Here is a 13,600-nt window from a genome sequence, read left to right as displayed (position 1 = left end):
CAGCGTAGCGACCCATATGCAGATTTGCACCGCCCGGCCCGGGCTGGTGAGAGCTGCTGTGCGCTAGGACAAGCGAACCCCACCGCAGATCACCAGCCCCGCCGGCGACGGACGGGGCTTTTTCATGGGCCCTCTCCGCCGCCGATTTTGGAGAGAGAGAGCATGAGCGACATCCTGATCCGGGCCCGAGAGCCTTCGGACATGGCCGACATCACCGAGCTGCTGAACCAGCCCCGCGCCATCTGGGGCACGCTGCAGCTGCCCTTTGTCAGCCTGGAAGCCCGCCAGCGGCGCGCGGCGACGGGCTCCGCCAGCGACCTCCACCTCGTGGCGGTCATCGACGGCAAGGCGATCGGCTCGGCCAGTCTCAACCGGTTTGAGAACCGCAGGGCCCACGCCGGGTCCATCGGCATGGCCGTGCACGACGCCTATGCCGGGCGCGGGGCCGGCACGGCCCTGATGGCGGCTATCATCGGCCAGGCCGACGCCTGGCTGAACCTGACGCGGCTGGAGCTGAACGTCTGGTCCGACAACACCCGCGCCATCGCGCTCTACGAACGCTTCGGCTTCGAGCGGGAAGGGGTGTTCCGGAACTACGCCTGGCGCGATGGCGCCTATGCCGACTCCGTGGCGATGGCGCGATTGCGCTGACTTTTCCTCCCCTGTGAAGCGGAGCGAGACGGGGGAGGAAAGCTAAAGGGCTACTGGCACGCCAGACACAACCCCCGCGCTTCCAGCGTCACCGTCCGCACCGCATATCCCGCGGGCGCGGCGGCGGCGATCTGGGCGTCGAGGTCGGGTTCGAACTCCTCGGCCGCCCCACAGCACTCGCAGATCAGGAAGGCGGCCCGGTGTCCCTGGTCGTCGCGCCGGCAGGGGACATAGGCGTTGAGGCTCTCGATGCGATGGGCGAAGCCGAGGCGTTCGAGGAACTCCAGGGCGCGGTAGACGGTGGGGGGCTTGGCCGGCTCCCCATGCGCCCCGAAGGCGGCGATCAGGTCATAGGCCTTCAGTGGGCCATTGGCCTCGAGCAGCAGTTCCAGCACCCGGCGGCGTGGCGTGGTCAGCCGCTCCTGGGTCTCGGCGCAGCGGGTCTCGGCCGCCACCAGAGCGTGGCGTAGGTCCACACCCTTGATGCCCGGATGCGCGCCGTCCTCGTGGTGGCACTCGGTTCCCATACGTCCTGGCTACCTGTCCGCGCGGTTTCCCGCAACCAGCGGAATATGGGGAGGTGAGGCCCAAATGCGAAGGCCGGGATCATCGATCCCGGCCCAAGCCCTAGTCCTATGCGTCTTCGGTCTCGGAAGGCGGGCCGCCTTCGCCGCCCTCGAAGCTGCGCGGGGCGCGGCGACGCTTGGGCTTGGCGGGCGCTTCGTCCGTGGACGCGGCGGCCGGCGGGGTTTCCGCCTTGGGCGCGCGGGGCGCCCTCGGGGTGGCGGGGGCCTTCAGGAAGGCGGGGGCGTGGCTCTCGCCGCCGTCGTCGTCGCGCAACACCGGAGAACTGCGGGTCTCAGGGGCCACCAGCGGTGCGGCCTGGGGTTCGACCACGGCCAGCGGGTCGCGCTCGGGGCGATCCTCGCGCGGCGGTCTGTCGTCACGGTCGCGCCAGCGGTCGCGGCGCGGTCGGTCGTCACGGGGCCGCTCGTCGCGGTTGCGATTCTCGGCCTGAGGGCGGTCCTCGCGCGGCCGGTCGTCACGTGGACGATCATCCCGGGGGCGGTCATCCCGAGGCCGGTCGTCGCGGCTGCGGTTCTCGTCGCGGGGCCGGTCGTCCCGGGGCCGATCGTCACGCGGGCGGTCGTTGCGGTCCTGGCGGTCGCCGCGCGGGCGATCGTCGCGATTGCGATCCTGGTCCCGGGGACGGTCGTCGCGGCTGCGAGTCTCGCTCTGGGGGCGGTCCTGCCAGCCGTTGTTGCTGCGGGCCTCGGTCGGCTCGGCGCCGGCCTCGCCGCTCGCTTCTTCCTTGTCGGCCTTTTCGGCGGCGTCGGCGTCGGCCTGGGCCGCGGCCTGGGCGCCGCTCTCGTCTTCGAAGTCGATGTCGAAGCCGGAGGAAAACTGGTCACGGCCCAGAATCTCGCTGGCCGCACGGGTCGGCTGCATGGCGCGGACGACCCGGAAATAGTGTTCTGCGTGCTGCAGGTAGTTTTCGGCGAGGACCCGGTCCCCGGCCGTGGAGGCGTCTCGCGCCAACTGCTGGTATTTTTCGAAGACGTGCTGGGCGTTGCCGCGGACCTTCGAGCCTTCCGGCCCGTTGGAATCGAACGCCCGGTTGGCGTTCTGCTGCTGGGGCTTCCCGCCGCCCCCACCACCACCGCCGCCGCGATTGCGACCGCGCTGACGCTTCATACCCTTGAAATCTCTCATTATTCGCTAACCGTTCTGCCGGCGCTCCAGCTCATGCCAGGATTGCGCGGGCTTGCCTTTTCGTCTTGCTCAGGTCCTCAAGGACCCAAGAATTCGTGTTGAAGACGTAAGTGTTTCCCCGTCTTCCGCCCTGACTTGAGGCGAGCGCCACTTAAAGCCGCGCCTGTCGGTGTGGTGCTCGATTCCTGCTTTTCAGGAGGCCGAACCCCGGGCGCCGACGAATTGGGTGGAGACAGGTATCTGATCTACCGATTCAGCCCCGAGTTTCCAAGGGGTTTTTCGTGCCGATGACAACCCGATCACGTGTCGATAGGTCAGGGATGGTCTTCACCCCCTGCGCGCCGGCCGACCGGAACAGCGCCTCGACCGCGGGTTTCTGGTCATAGCCGATCTCCACGGCGAACATCCCGCCGGGCTTGAGCACCCGTAGAATCTCCGGCGCCAGCAGGCGGTAGTGGTCCAGGCCGTCGGCCCCGCCGTCCAGGGCCAGGCGCGGCTCGTGGTCACGGACCTCCGGCTCTAGGGTCTCGATCACCTCGGTGGCGATATAGGGCGGGTTGGAGACCACGAGGTCGAAGCTCGCGTCCCCCAGCCCCGCGGTCCAGTCGCTCCGGAGCAGGGCCAGGCGGTCGGCCAGGCCCAGGTTGGCGGCGTTCTCGCGCGCCACCGCCAGGGCCTCCTCGGAGACGTCGATCCCCAGCCCCTTGGCTGCGGGGCGCTCGGAGAGGATCGCGAGGATGATGGCGCCCGAGCCGACCCCCAGGTCCAGGACCGAGAACGCCATCGCCTCCGGAAAGGCCGGCAGGACGGCGTCCATGATGGTCTCGGTGTCCGGTCGTGGCGTGAGCACGTCCGGTGTCACCGACAGCATGATCTTCCAGAACCCCTTGCGCCCCAGGATGTGGCTGACCGGCTCGCGGCGCTCGCGCCGCTGCAGGTAGTCGGCGAGGGTCGCCTCCTGCTCAGGCGTCAGTTCGCGATAAGGGTTGGTGACGATATCGGCGCGGGTCGCGTCGGCGGCGGCCTCCACCAGCAGGCGAGCCTCGATCACCGGTCCGTCCAGGCCCGCGGCCTGTAGGCGCTGCTTGGCGCCTTGCCACGCCTGCAGCAGGGTCAGGCTCATCGGGTAGGCTCCATCTGCGGGGCTGTGCAGGCGTCGCCCACGGTGATCTGGCCGCTGTCGGTGACGTGCATATAGATACCGCAGAACATGTGGCCGTAATTGTCGAACAGGGCTTTCACCACATCCATGTCGCGCTCGCCGGTCTCAGGGTCCACGTGGGTGGCGGCGCAGCGGATGATCGGCTTGAACACCTTGGCGCGCGCGAAGCCCAGCATCAGTTCGCGGCCCGCCCACGCCATCTCGGCCCAGGGCTCCCAGCCCTCGACATAGAGGTTGGCGCGGAACCTCATGGGGTCCAGCGGCCGCCCGATCTTCTGTTCCAGGTCGCGCAGGCTGGCCAGGTTAATGATGGAGACGTGGCCCAGGGGGTGGTCCATGAACCGGTGGCCAGGCGCCTCGATCATCCTCAGCTCCCCGCGCACCTCGTTCCCCAGCAGGCCGGTGAGCCAGGCGGCGAAGCCGGCGCGGCCAGCCTCAGCGGCCATGGAGCCCTCGAAGTCGGGCTCGCCCTGCGCCGTTGCCCGCAGGACGCCGGTGGCCTCGTCATAGGCCGTGCGGGCCTTGGCGACCTGGGCGATAGCCATCAGGACGGCGAACTTCTGCTTGGGGATGAAGGCCGGGGCCTGCGGATCGAAGCCCGAGGGCCCGTTCTCCACCGCCCACATGCGATCGCAGGGGAAGGGCTGGCCGACGCTCAGCATCGCCTGGTTCAGGCGTTCAGGGGTGAAGCCCTTGATCGGGTGGCGATAAAGGGCGGCGACGTGACCGGTCATCCCGCCCTGTTGCCGCAAGCCTCCGCCGCACGCAACCGCCGCCGCGCCACAATCATGGCGCAGCTTGAGATCAGCCTGGCGGGCCGATAGCCTCTGCCGGACGGAACGGCTGTCGCGGGTAGGTGTTCAAGCGGTGGCTTTGCGCCTGGAGGGTGGGACACGTGCGCAGGCCGTTCTCGAAGAAATGGACCAAGAAACGGCTGGCGCCTTTGGCGTTCCAGGTCGCGCCCTGGGTGGCGCTCGCCGCCATGGCCGCCTTCTGGCCGCGGGGGCGCGGCGACCCTCAGCCGGGCCTCAGCGTCCAGGTTCACGCCGAGCCTGAATCCTTCGACGCCGCTGAGCCCGGCCGCGGCCGTCTGGCCGACGCCCCGCACCACATCCCCCTGCGCGGCTGGAAGGATGTGCTTTGGCGCACCTATCGCGAGATCACCTGCGACCGGCTGCCCGCCGTGGCCGGCGGCGTGACCTTCTACACCCTGCTGGCCCTGTTCCCGGCCATCGGCGTCTTCGTCTCGCTGTATGGCCTTTTCAATGATGTCACCGCCGTCCAGGCCCAACTCAACCAGTTTGCGGTCGTGCTCCCCGGCTCGGTCATCCAGATCGTCGGCGACCAGATGCTGCGCCTGGCCGACCGCCCCACCGCCTCCCTCAGCGTGGCCTTCCTGATCAGCCTGCTGCTCTCGGTCTGGAGCGCGAACGCCGGGATGAAGGCGCTCTTCGACGGCCTGAACATCGCCTACGACGAGGCCGAGAAACGAAGCTATGTGGTGAAGACCGCCTTCACCTACGCCTTCACCCTGGGGCTCCTGGTGTTCCTGACCCTGGTCAGCGCCATCCTGGTGGCCGTGCCGCTGTTTCTGGAGAGTTCTGGGCTGTCGGAGTTCGCCGTCGCCTGGCTGCCGCTGCGCTGGCTGGTGATCCTCGGCCTCGCCGCCGCAGCCTTCTCCATGGTCTATCGCTACGGCCCCTGCCGCGCGCGGGCGCGCTGGCGTTGGGTCAGCACGGGGGGCGTGTTCGCCGCCGTCATGTGGCTGGTGGGGTCCCTGGGCTTCTCCTGGTACGTCAACAACATCGCCCACTTCGACGTCACCTACGGCTCCCTGGGGGCCGTCATCGGCTTCATGCTGTGGATCTGGTTCTCGGTGATGGTGGTGCTGATCGGCGCCGAGCTGAACGCCGAGATCGAGCACCAGACGGCGATGGACTCCACCACCGGCCCCGCCCAGCCCATGGGGGTGCGCGGCGCGGCCATGGCCGACACGGTGGGCCTGGCCTTCCACTTCGACGCCAGGAAGGTGCTGTCCAAGGTCTGGGTGGACGGGACCGATCAGGCCGAGCGCGTGCTCACCGCCGCCCGGCTGCGCAAGCCTCAACCGAACTCGTCTTCCAAGGCCGACAACCGCGCGGCCTGATCCTCGGCGATCAACGGATTGATCACGTCGTCCAGCTCGTCGCCGCTGATCACCCGGGCCAGGTTGTAGAGCGTCAGGTTGATGCGGTGGTCGGTGACGCGCCCTTGCGGGAAATTGTAGGTTCGGATGCGTTCGGAGCGGTCGCCGGACCCCACCTGACTCTTGCGGGCGTCGGCGCGGGCGGTGTCGAGGGCCTCACGCTGCTGGTCGTAGAGACGGGCCTGCAGCACCTTCATGGCCCGCGCTCGGTTCTGGTGCTGCGACTTCTCCGAGGAGGTCACCACGATGCCGGTGGGCAGGTGGGTGATGCGCACGGCGGAGTCGGTCTTGTTGACGTGCTGGCCGCCGGCCCCGGAGGAGCGGTAGGTGTCGATCCGCAGGTCGGACGGGTTGATGTCGATCTCCACGTCCTCAACCTCGGGCAGGACGGCGACCGTGGCCGCTGAGGTGTGGATGCGGCCGCCGGCCTCGGTGTCGGGAACCCGTTGCACGCGGTGGACGCCGCTTTCGAACTTCATGCGGCCAAACACGCCGTCGCCGGTGACCGAGGCGATGATTTCCTTGTAGCCCCCGACCTCGCCCTCCGAGACGCTGTCGATCTCCACGCGCCAGCCCTGCAGGGTGGCGTAGCGCTGGTACATGCGAAACAGGTCGCCGGCGAACAGGGCCGCCTCGTCCCCGCCGGTGCCCGCGCGGACCTCGAGAATCGCCGAGGCGTTCTCGTCCTTGTCCTTGGGCGCCAGCAGCAGGGCCACCTGGTGCTCCAGGGCCGGCAGCTTGTCGCTCAGAATCTGCAGTTCGTCCCGGGCCATGGCCGCCATCTCGGGGTCGCCCGACGCGGCCATCTCCTCCAGCTCGGGACCCTCGGCGCGGACGCGGGCCAGGGTCATGACTGCATCGGCCACGGGCTTGAGCTCCGCGTGCTCCTTGGACAGGCGCACGATCTCCTGGCCGTCGGTGGCGGCGCCCATGCGGGCCTCGATCTCGCGGAAGCGGTCGAGAACCTGGTCGAGTCTGGCTTGGGGGAGGCGCACGGAGGGATCACCGGGAAGAAACGGAGGCTTCCTCTACCCCCCCGCCGCCGCCTTGCCAAACGTCTGATGGCGCGCGGCTCGCCTCAGACGCGAGCTGACCTTGCCAAGCTGACGCTTTGATGCTCGTTAACCATGATCATGGGGGCATGTCGTTCAGGTTGTTTCAGGCGTCGCGCCGGTGGGCGCGGGGAGGGCCAAGGTGAGTGATCACCCCGCGCCTCCGGCCGCTGGCGCGTACCCGCAGCCAGCCATCTGCCGCTGCGGCTTTGCCGGCTTCGCCCAGCCGGTGGTGATCTGCGCCTGTCCGGCTCATCCGTCGGCGCCGCCCAAGCCGGAGTCGCCCAAAAAGGCGCCGCCGCCGACCTTCAGCGACCAGGTGCCTGAGGCCTTCGCAAAGGGATTCAAGGACATCTGGGCGGGGGTCGACGCGGGCCGCTCGCCCGTAGGCCTGATCGCCGACTGTCGCATGCTGCTGGCCGTCCTGGTCACCGAACTGGAACGCCGCGCCGGCGTTTCGGCGCCCAGTCGCGGCTGGTTTGGCGGCGCCCCCCAGGCCGGCATGCGGGCCAAGATCGATTCGCTGGTGGCTCGCCACGTGCTGCTGAAGGGGGTGGCTGACCTCGCCAAGCGGATTTCCCAGCTGGAGCCGGGCTCTGAGGTCAACGCCCTCTATCCCATGGGCGATCCAGCCCAGGCCCGGGATTACATGAATCTCATCTGGCAGGTGGCCGACCAGGGATTCGAACAGGACCGCTGGAGTCGCACCGGAGAAGCCCCCCTGCGTGTGGCCCCCGTCGCAAAGGAGGGCCATTGAGGGAGATGTTCGCCTTACACCCAATCTGGGCCCCGAAGGTTCGCCTACTGAGGGTTGCCGGGTTTCCCGACGCAGCCCCCGCGCCTATGGTCGCCCCATGCCGTCGATCCTAGAGCCCGAGAAAAGAAGGCCGCGCCGGACAACGTCCAGCAAGGGCGTGGACCCCATGGTCGGCGAGATCGCCGAGGCCCTGCTGCATCTCGGCGGCTCGGCCCACCGCGACCGCGTGCTGGAGGTCCTGGCCATGAACCGCGCCTCGGAGGGCGAGGTGCAGCTCAGCCTGCGGGCCCGGGCCGTGGCCGTCTTTGACGCCCACTCAGGCTCCGACCGTGACAGCCGAGGCGTCCGCCCGCTGTTCCGCAAACCCTTCGGTCCCGGCTCCCACCGCTGGGCCCTGACGGCCGAGGCCGAGGCCTTCCTGCGCGCCGGCGGCGCCGCTGGCGACGTGGCGGCGTCGGCCACCCTCTAGACGACCGCCGCCTCCAACTCCGCGCCGCCGTCGCTCAGATCGACGCCGATTCGCCGAAGCTGGATGAAAAGCCGGCGCAGGTTCAGGAAGCTCGCCCGGGTCAGCCGGGTCATCCTCTCGCTGGCCATGACCTGCGTAGGCACGATCAGGCCGCCGTCCACGCGCGCCAGCAGGCCCTGATCGATCAGGCCCTTCACCTTGCGCCGCACCGTCTCGTTGGGAATACCCAGGGTGGTGGCCAGGGCGACGCCGGTCACCGGCCGCCGGAGCTCGTCCGGGGGCAGGCGCACCAGGGTCGCCAACTGAGCCGTGGACCCGGGATTTGTCGCCAGGTGGCCGACATTGGCCTCCACCACGGCCGCGAAGACCAGGGCCGCGGTGATGTCGCCGTCATACTCGCGATTGACCATCTCGACGGCCCGCAGGATGGCCCCGATCGCCATGCGGACCGCGACGCGTTCCCTCAGTTCACTGTCCACGATCGGGCCCTGTTCCACGCGGCGAGCGCCGCTGACGGGCCCATTATGGTGAAGCTTTCCGGGAGCGCGATGGCTTCGGCCCCCAGATTGGGGGGTTTTGACAATGGTTTACATTCGCGTGGAACGCCCACGGAAAAGGGCGGGCCGACTTAGGGTCGACCCGCCCTCCGAGAGTGCAGCGCTCGTAAGAGCGGCTTGGACCTTAGGCCCGAACGCCGGTCAGCGGCGCGTTGCCGAAGGCGCCGAGCTTCACATTGCCCGACATGCTGTCGCCCGAAACGGTGGCTTCGAATTCCAGCGTCATCGGCATGGGAGAGGTGATGGAGGTGGACCAGGTCAGCTTGTCGCCGTCGACCTTGCCTTCGATGGCTTGCTCACCGGCCGGGGTTTGGGTGGTCCCGGTGAAGGCGCCGCCGTCCGTCTTGATAGAGGCCGTAACCGTCTGCGCGCCCATGGGCGAGTTGATGGTGATCTTCCAGTTGCCGTCCGCGGACATGGTGTCCCTCCCTTAAGGTGGCCGGCACCTAACCAAGGCTATCGCCAAGGCGCAAGTGGTGACCCGGGCGTCAACTTTGAATTATTCGCGAACCCGTTCGCTAGTCTTCGTCAGCGAAGGAGAAACCGGCTCCGCGCAAGGCGTCGAGGAGGTTGCGGAGGCCCGTCCTACTCGGGGGCTTCCAGGGACCTGGCGGCGTCAAGCTCGGCGGCCTTGGCCTCGACGAGCTGAACGATGTGCTCGACCATCTGATCGTTGTCCATCTTGTGGTCAGGCTTTCCCGCCACATAGACCATGCCCGCGCCCTTGCCGCCGCCGGTGAAGCCGACATCGGTCATCAGGGCCTCACCCGGGCCGTTCACCACGCAGCCGATGATCGACAGGCTCATAGGCGTGGCGATGTGCGCCAGCCGAGCCTCCAGGGTCTCCACCGTCTTGATGACGTTGAACCCCTGCCGCGCGCAGGAGGGGCAGGCGATGATGTTGATGCCGCGGTGGCGCAGGCCCAGGGCCTTCAGCATGTCGAAGCCGACCTTGATCTCCTCCACCGGGTCGGCGGCCAGGCTGACCCGGATGGTGTCGCCGATCCCCGCCCACAGCAGGTTGCCCATGCCGATGGAGGACTTGATGGTGCCCGAACGCAGGCCGCCCGCCTCGGTGACGCCGACGTGCAGCGGACAGTCGATGGCGTCCGCCAGCATTTGGTAGGCGGCCACGGTCATGAAGATGTCCGAGGCCTTCACGCTGATCTTGAACTCGTGGAAATCGTGGTCCTGCAGGATGCGGGCATGGTCCAGCGCGCTCTCCACCATGGCCTCAGGGCAGGGTTCGCCGTACTTCTCCAGCAGATGGGGCTCCAGGCTCCCGGCGTTGACGCCGATGCGCATGGAGCAGCCGTGGTCGCGGGCCGCCTGGATGACTTCCCGCACCCTGTCGGGCCGACCGATATTGCCGGGATTGATCCGCAGGCAGGCGGCGCCCGCCTTGGCCGCCTCGATGCCGCGCTTGTAGTGGAAATGGATGTCGGCCACGATCGGGACCTTCGAGGCCCTCACGATGGTGGACAGCGCCGCCGTGGACTCCACGTCGGGGCAGGAGACCCGCACGATATCGGCCCCGGCCTCTTCCAGCTGACGGATCTGGCCGATGGTCGCGTTGGCGTCCGCGGTCAGGGTATTGGTCATCGACTGCACGGTGATCGGCGCGTCGCCGCCGACCTCCACATTCCCCACCCGGATCTTGCGCGAGGGCCGGCGCGTGATGGTGCGCCACGGACGGAGATGGGTGTGATCGTGACCGGTCATGATGTTGGGGAAAATAGGCTCCTCGCCGCGAAATCCCAAGCCCTGCGTGGCGCCTCGGCTATCATGCGGACATGACCGCGAGGCGACGATCCGCAATCCCGCTGCTGCTGGCGGCCGGATGCGCTGTCCTGTTGACGCGTGTCGAGATCCCCTGAAGGGACTATTCCGCCGGCGCCGCCAGCTTGGAGACCAAGGTCTGGGGCGCGGGCAGCAGGCCCTTGCTCTGGCCTGCCACGAAGACCTGAACCGCCGATGGATCAGCGACGTCCACCGTCAGACCCTTGAGCATGGGTGCGCGATAGGCTTCCCCGGCCGCGAGCTGGCGGGCGAAATAAACCGAACCGTCCGCGCCACGCACGATCAGCGAGGTGGGCCGGCGCACCTGCAGGGTGACCACCGAGCCTGCCGCCGGGGCGCCGTAGATCGGGCCCGCCGGAACGAAGGTCGCCGAGAGCGGCGTCGATGAAACGACGGGATCCACCGTCTCGGGATTGGCCTTGGCCAGCTTGGCGGCGTCGTCGGCGGCCTTGCTGGAGCCATCGCCGGCGGTGGCGGCTTCCAGGCCCGGGGTTTCGTAGGGCGTGGGGGTGGTGGATTCCACGGGGGCGGGAAGAGGCGCGCCGAGCGCCACCGGACCGCCAGGCGGCGCCGGCGCGGGCAGGCCGACGGCGGACGCTTCCGGCGCGTTCGCCGCTGGCGGGGCCTGCTCGTTCATGGCCCGCTGGGCGATGTTCCACATCACGATGGCGCCGACGATCAGCAGGCCGACGATGACGATCGCCATGACCCGCGGGTCGCCGTCGCGCCGCACGCCGACCGGCGCGCGCAGGGGTTCGTCAGGCGCCGGCTCGTCCAACTTGAAGCGCTCGACCGCGGCCTCGCCGTCCATGCCCAGGGCGTTGGCGTAGGCCCGCACATAGCCGATGGTGAAGGGGCGGGAAGGCAGCTCGTCCAGGCGCATTTCTTCGATGGCCGCCAGATAGGCGCGGCGGATGCGCGTGGAGTCGGCCACGTCCTGCAGCGTCAGGCCGCGAAACTCTCGAGCCGACTTCAAGGCCGCGCCGATGTCAGGTCCGGTGTCCATGGTGGGCATGTAGGAGTCCGCGAGACCGGGATCGCGATCCCCGTCCGCTCGCAAATTCAGATTTGTAACCCCGCCAGTATCGAGAGGCATGGCTACCTGACACCCCACTGTTTGACCGCGGCTTAACTTCGCGGTTGCGCCCCGCTCCGCCTAAGTGCGGAGTTGTTAATACAACAGACGAGGTATCATGCTAGACTATGGAATTCAATGCGTTATTTGGTCACTCATGGTTAACTCGCGCTACAGGCGAGACGCGAAGCTTGGCCGTTATTTTGCGTCATCTGGCGCCGCCTGCGCCAAATTGGGACAGCCCGGCTCCGCCCGATCGCGGCCGCGCGGCCCCCTTACCGACCCTTATGAACACAAACCTTCCACTGAGGTCCGGTGTGCGGGGAGGGATCGTCTATAATGGCGCGCCAGCCAGGGGGAAGAGAAGATGCGGGCCGATGAGGTGTCCAGAAACAACCAGGCCGGCTGGGACCGTCGTGTCGAAGAACAGGACGTCTGGACGCGGCCCGTATCCTCGGAGGACGTGGCTCGGGCCATGCTGGGCGACTGGTCGGTGGTCCTGACCCCTCATATCCCGGTACCGCGCGACTGGTTTGGAGAGGTCGAAGGCAAGGACGTTCTGGCCCTGGCGTCTGGCGGCGGACAGCAGGGGCCGATCCTGGCGGCGGCGGGCGCACGGGTGACCGTGTTCGACGCCTCGGCCCGGCAACTGGCGCAGGATGATGCGGTGGCGGCGCGCGACGGGCTTTCCATCACCACACGCCAAGGGTTCATGCACGACCTGTCGGCCTTCGACGACGCAAGCTTCGACCTAATCTTCCACCCGGTCTCCAACTGCTTCGCCCCGGAGATCTTGCCGGTTTGGCGCGAGTGCTTCCGGGTGCTGCGGCCGGGCGGGACGCTGCTGGCGGGCTTCATGAACCCCATGGTCTACGTCTTCGACGCGGCCGCCGAGCAACGCGGTGAGCTGATCGTGAAGCACGCCTTGCCCTATGCCGACATCACCCACCTGCCTGCCGACCAGCTGGAGCAGCGGGTGGCCCGCGACCACACCGTGGAGTTCAGCCATACCCTGGAGGCGCAGATCGGCGGCCAGCTACAGGCCGGCTTCGTCCTGACCCACATGTTCGAGGACCGGGATGGCGGAGCGCCCGACACCGGCCGCTCCGCCTATTTCCCAACCTGCATGGCGACGCGAGCGGTGAAGCTCTAGGCGTTCGCCGTCACCGGCGGCATTTGGTAGGGCGGCGCGCCAGGCGGACGACCGATCCAGATCTGGCCGCTGCGGGCCATCACCTGGCCGTGGGCGTCGAACAGGGCGACGCCGGCGAAGTGCTTGCGCCCCTCGACCCGGTCGGCCCAGGCGACAACGACATAGGTCTCGCCGGCCTTGGGCTTCACGAGAACCTCGCCGGCCATGGTGCCCAGCAGGCCCACAGGCGTCTCAGTCTTCACCCACCAGGCCATGGAGCCCGAGCAGTCGAGCGCCGCCCAGGTGATCTCGTCGGGCATGGTGCCGTCCGGGTTGGCGAAGTTGGCGTGCGGGGTCCACAGGCCGGCGCAGGTTCCCAGAGGCGCGCCGTCGATCTGACCGACGTGTACGCCGAGGCCCTCGCCGTCCTCACGCTCGATGCAGCAGGAGAAGCAGCCGCGGTGCAGGGACTTCTGCGCGAACCGCGACGCGGCCTGATAGCGGCGGGCCTCCTCTACGGTGGGCGGGGTCGGCGGCATGGGGATGGCGTCGTCGGCGGCCGGCTTGGCCGAGCCCAGCGGCTGGCCCTCGGCGTTGCTCAGCACCACGCCGCCGTCCTCGCTGGGCGTCAGGGTGACGGGCACGTCCAGCGGCACCCCGCTGCGCAGCATGGCGCTGCCGCGGCCGCCGACCGCGTTGGAGAGCACGCCGCAGATATAGCCGCCGTTGGCGGTGACGGGCGGGCCGCGGAATTGTCTCGGAACAATGATCTCGGACATTGGAAATGGATCTCAGGTTCGTTGAAATGAAAAAGGCTATGTCCGTTCTCTGCCGTCCAGCGGCGGACTCTGCAATGGGTCGGAGCGTCTCAGACCCTGACAAAACCCCGCTCATCCCCGCGAAAGCGGGGACCCAGGCTCTTTCTCCGTTCTGAAAGCCTGGCGCGGGTCAGAGCCAACAAACCAAAAACACCTGGGTCCCCGCTTTCGCGGGGATGAGCGGAGGGGGGAGCGGTCTGGGCGCCACAGGCCCTCAACAATTGCGCGC

General features: G+C 68.4%; 15 protein-coding genes. 5 read left to right on the top strand and 10 right to left on the bottom strand.

Annotated elements, in window-relative coordinates; genetic code table 11:
• Positions 1–162 precede the first annotated feature (162 nt).
• On the top strand, positions 163–651 hold the full coding sequence (locus RMO97_RS04840) for a GNAT family N-acetyltransferase (protein ID WP_310539410.1): 489 nt from the start codon (positions 163–165) through the stop codon (positions 649–651).
• A 50-nt stretch (positions 652–701) separates the two neighbouring features.
• Here the strand turns inward: RMO97_RS04840 and RMO97_RS04835 are convergent, their stop codons facing one another.
• The 4 genes from RMO97_RS04835 to RMO97_RS04820 all read right to left on the bottom strand — a co-directional run bounded on the left by RMO97_RS04835 (position 702) and on the right by RMO97_RS04820 (position 4,260).
• On the bottom strand, positions 702–1,178 hold the full coding sequence (locus tag RMO97_RS04835; protein ID WP_310539409.1) for a Fur family transcriptional regulator: 477 nt from the start codon (positions 1,176–1,178) through the stop codon (positions 702–704).
• A 106-nt stretch (positions 1,179–1,284) separates the two neighbouring features.
• Complete coding sequence (locus RMO97_RS04830; RefSeq protein ID WP_409035285.1) at positions 1,285–2,346, bottom strand: DUF4167 domain-containing protein; 1,062 nt, start codon at positions 2,344–2,346, stop codon at positions 1,285–1,287.
• A 271-nt stretch (positions 2,347–2,617) separates the two neighbouring features.
• The gene (gene prmC / locus RMO97_RS04825; protein ID WP_310539407.1) at positions 2,618–3,487 is read right to left on the bottom strand and encodes a peptide chain release factor N(5)-glutamine methyltransferase; all 870 of its coding nucleotides are present in this window, start codon (positions 3,485–3,487) and stop codon (positions 2,618–2,620) included.
• The gene (locus RMO97_RS04820) at positions 3,484–4,260 is read right to left on the bottom strand and encodes an MOSC domain-containing protein (RefSeq protein WP_310539406.1); all 777 of its coding nucleotides are present in this window, start codon (positions 4,258–4,260) and stop codon (positions 3,484–3,486) included. The genes prmC and RMO97_RS04820 overlap by 4 nt, the downstream gene beginning before the upstream one ends.
• A gap of 161 nt (positions 4,261–4,421) precedes the next feature.
• On the opposite strand from RMO97_RS04820, the gene RMO97_RS04815 reads away from it, so the two are divergent.
• A complete protein-coding gene (locus RMO97_RS04815) occupies positions 4,422–5,672 on the top strand; it encodes a YihY/virulence factor BrkB family protein (protein WP_310539405.1) in 1,251 nt (416 codons plus the stop codon).
• On the opposite strand, the gene prfA is transcribed toward RMO97_RS04815, so the two are convergent.
• Positions 5,630–6,706 carry a peptide chain release factor 1 gene (prfA, locus tag RMO97_RS04810; RefSeq protein ID WP_310539404.1) on the bottom strand — a complete coding sequence of 359 codons (1,077 nt, stop codon included), beginning with the start codon at positions 6,704–6,706 and terminating at the stop codon, positions 5,630–5,632. The two genes, RMO97_RS04815 and prfA, sit on opposite strands and share 43 nt — an antisense overlap.
• Positions 6,707–6,905: 199 nt before the next feature.
• Here prfA and RMO97_RS04805 point away from each other — a divergent pair, with 199 nt between their 5' ends.
• Entirely contained in the window at positions 6,906–7,520 is a 615-nt protein-coding gene (locus tag RMO97_RS04805) for a hypothetical protein (RefSeq protein WP_310539403.1), read from the top strand.
• Positions 7,521–7,686: 166 nt separating this feature from the next.
• The gene (locus RMO97_RS04800) at positions 7,687–7,989 is read left to right on the top strand and encodes a hypothetical protein (protein WP_310539402.1); all 303 of its coding nucleotides are present in this window, start codon (positions 7,687–7,689) and stop codon (positions 7,987–7,989) included.
• On the opposite strand, the gene RMO97_RS04795 is transcribed toward RMO97_RS04800, so the two are convergent.
• The 4 genes from RMO97_RS04795 to RMO97_RS04780 form a co-directional block, all read right to left on the bottom strand.
• Positions 7,986–8,486, bottom strand: a complete 501-nt coding sequence (locus RMO97_RS04795; RefSeq protein ID WP_310539401.1) for a hypothetical protein — start codon at positions 8,484–8,486, stop codon at positions 7,986–7,988. The genes RMO97_RS04800 and RMO97_RS04795 overlap by 4 nt on opposite strands.
• Before the next feature lie 184 nt (positions 8,487–8,670).
• Positions 8,671–8,964: a hypothetical protein gene (locus RMO97_RS04790; protein ID WP_304774604.1), complete on the bottom strand. Its 294-nt coding sequence runs from the start codon at positions 8,962–8,964 to the stop codon at positions 8,671–8,673.
• Positions 8,965–9,131: 167 nt separating this feature from the next.
• Positions 9,132–10,268, bottom strand: coding sequence for a flavodoxin-dependent (E)-4-hydroxy-3-methylbut-2-enyl-diphosphate synthase (ispG, locus tag RMO97_RS04785; RefSeq protein ID WP_310539400.1), 1,137 nt, complete (start codon positions 10,266–10,268; stop codon positions 9,132–9,134).
• A gap of 160 nt (positions 10,269–10,428) precedes the next feature.
• A complete protein-coding gene (locus RMO97_RS04780) occupies positions 10,429–11,361 on the bottom strand; it encodes a RodZ domain-containing protein (protein WP_310539399.1) in 933 nt (310 codons plus the stop codon).
• A 442-nt stretch (positions 11,362–11,803) separates the two neighbouring features.
• Here RMO97_RS04780 and RMO97_RS04775 point away from each other — a divergent pair, with 442 nt between their 5' ends.
• Complete coding sequence (locus tag RMO97_RS04775) at positions 11,804–12,574, top strand: methyltransferase domain-containing protein (RefSeq protein ID WP_310539398.1); 771 nt, start codon at positions 11,804–11,806, stop codon at positions 12,572–12,574.
• Here the strand turns inward: RMO97_RS04775 and RMO97_RS04770 are convergent.
• Positions 12,571–13,332 carry a hypothetical protein gene (locus RMO97_RS04770; protein ID WP_310539397.1) on the bottom strand — a complete coding sequence of 254 codons (762 nt, stop codon included), beginning with the start codon at positions 13,330–13,332 and terminating at the stop codon, positions 12,571–12,573. The genes RMO97_RS04775 and RMO97_RS04770 overlap by 4 nt on opposite strands.
• Positions 13,333–13,600 lie beyond the last annotated feature (268 nt).

The organism is Phenylobacterium sp., assembly GCF_031425575.1.
Taxonomy (GTDB): Bacteria; Pseudomonadota; Alphaproteobacteria; order Caulobacterales; family Caulobacteraceae; genus Phenylobacterium.
Note: the sequence above shows the minus strand (reverse complement) of the source record. Positions and strands in the feature narration are given on the sequence as shown.